This window comes from Pseudochrobactrum sp. AO18b, from assembly GCF_000409565.1.
GTDB lineage: Bacteria > Pseudomonadota > Alphaproteobacteria > Rhizobiales > Rhizobiaceae > Pseudochrobactrum > Pseudochrobactrum saccharolyticum.
In genome coordinates, this window is sequence record NZ_ANNO01000304.1 from 1 (window position 1) to 2,419 (window position 2,419).

1 protein-coding gene is annotated in these 2,419 nt (G+C 51.6%); it reads left to right on the forward strand.

Features of this window, described 5'->3' with window-relative positions:
* Positions 1-241: 241 nt before the first annotated feature.
* A complete protein-coding gene (gene pnp, locus A918_RS0112220) occupies positions 242-2,383 on the forward strand; it encodes a polyribonucleotide nucleotidyltransferase (RefSeq protein WP_022711345.1) in 2,142 nt (713 codons plus the stop codon).
* Positions 2,384-2,419 lie beyond the last annotated feature (36 nt).

Consider the following 2,419-nt stretch of genomic DNA (forward strand, 5'->3'; position numbering starts at 1 on the left):
ATACAATAATGCATTCTCCGTGCGTGTAAGCGCCAAAACGGGAAAAATGCAGCAGGGCTTTAACAATACTGTCGTAAAAGCCCGATATGGAACTGTATTGAACAGGTTCCGCAGGCAGGATTGCAGGCAGCTCGTCCTTATCCGAGCTTCTTGTTGTCTTGCCCGCTCCCTGTTCCAAACCGGAATATTACATGCGCTGACATCAGCGCAGAACATAAATATTCCAAACCAAGGACAAGATATGTTCAACACTCATAAAGTTGAAATCGAATGGGGCGGCCGTCCGCTCATTCTCGAAACCGGCAAAGTCGCCCGTCAGGCAGACGGCGCGGTTATCGCCACTTACGGTGAAACAATGGTGCTGGCCACTGTCGTTTCGGCCAAGGAGCCAAAGCCGGGTCAGGACTTTTTCCCTCTGACTGTAAACTATCAGGAAAAAGCCTATGCAGCCGGTCGTATTCCTGGCGGCTATTTCAAGCGTGAAGGCCGTCCGAGCGAAAACGAAACTCTGGTTTCCCGCCTGATCGACCGTCCGATCCGTCCGCTGTTTGCTGATGGCTATAAGAACGACACACAGGTTGTTATCACCGTTATTCAGCATGATCTGGAAAATAATCCGGACGTATTGTCGATGGTTGCCGCTTCCGCTGCGCTCACCCTTTCCGGCGTACCTTTCATGGGCCCGATCGGTGGTTCGCGCGTTGGCTACATCAACGGCGAATATGTTCTGAACCCGCATCTCGACGAAATGGCTGAATCCAAACTGGATCTGGTTGTTGCCGGTACCAGTGATGCTGTTCTGATGGTTGAATCCGAAGCGCAGGAACTTTCTGAAGAAGTCATGCTCGGCGCTGTTGTTTTCGGTCAGAAAGGCTTCCAGCCTGTTATCGATGCAATCATCAGCCTTGCTGAAGTTGCTGCAAAAGAACCACGTGACTTCCAGCCGGAAGACCTGTCGGCTCCTGAAGCCGCAATGCTGGCAATCATTGAAGATGATCTGCGTGCAGCTTACAAAATCATCGACAAGCAGGCTCGTTATACCGCTGTTGATGCTGCCAAAGCTAAAGTTAAAGCGCACTTCCTGCCGGAAGATGCGGAAACAACCGAATATACTGCTGAGCAGATCGGTACTGTTTTCAAATCGCTGCAGGCTAAAATCGTTCGCTGGAACATTCTGGATACCGGCAGCCGCATCGACGGCCGCGATCTGGTAACCGTTCGTCAGATCGTATCCGAAGTTGGCGTTCTGCCACGCACACACGGTTCGGCTCTGTTTACCCGCGGTGAAACACAGGCAATCGTTGTTGCAACACTGGGTACCGGTGAAGATGAACAGTTCATCGACACTCTGGCTGGCCTGCAGAAAGAATCCTTCCTGCTGCACTACAACTTCCCGCCATATTCCGTTGGTGAAACCGGTCGTATGGGCTCACCAGGCCGTCGTGAAATCGGTCACGGCAAACTGGCATGGCGCGCAATCCATCCGATGCTGCCTGCTAAAGAACAGTTCCCGTACACTCTGCGTGCAGTTTCTGAAATCACTGAATCCAACGGTTCGTCCTCCATGGCAACCGTATGCGGCACCTCGCTGGCACTGATGGATGCCGGTGTGCCTCTGACCCGTCCTGTAGCCGGTATTGCTATGGGTCTGATCAAAGAAGGTGACCGTTTTGCAGTTCTTTCCGATATCCTTGGTGACGAAGATCACCTCGGCGATATGGACTTCAAGGTAGCCGGTACTGAAAACGGTATCACTGCTCTGCAGATGGACATCAAGATCGACGGTATTACCGAAGAGATCATGAAAACCGCTCTGGAACAGGCTAAAGGCGGCCGTGTTCACATTCTCGGTGAAATGGCGAAAGCACTGTCCGGCGCCCGCGCTGAACTCGGTGAATTTGCACCACGCATCGAAGTGATGAACATTCCGACCGACAAAATCCGTGATGTTATCGGTTCCGGCGGTAAAGTTATCCGCGAAATCGTTGAAAAGACCGGTGCCAAAATCAACATCGAAGATGACGGCACAGTCAAAATTGCTTCTTCTTCCGCCAAGGAAATCGAAGCAGCGAAGAAATGGATCCACTCCATTGTTGCTGAACCGGAAATCGGCGAAATCTACGAAGGTACAGTTGTTAAAACTGCTGACTTCGGGGCATTCGTAAACTTCTTCGGCCCGCGCGATGGTCTGGTACATATCTCGCAGCTGGCTGCAGACCGCGTTGCCAAGACCACTGATGTGGTTAAGGAAGGCCAGAAGGTCTGGGTTAAACTGATGGGCTTTGATGAGCGCGGTAAAGTGCGCCTGTCGATGAAAGTCGTTGATCAGGAAACCGGCAAGGAAATCGTTGCCGAGAAGAAAGAAGAAACCGCAGCTGAATAAGCTGATTTCGAGTTTCAAAAAGCCCCCCCCACAAAA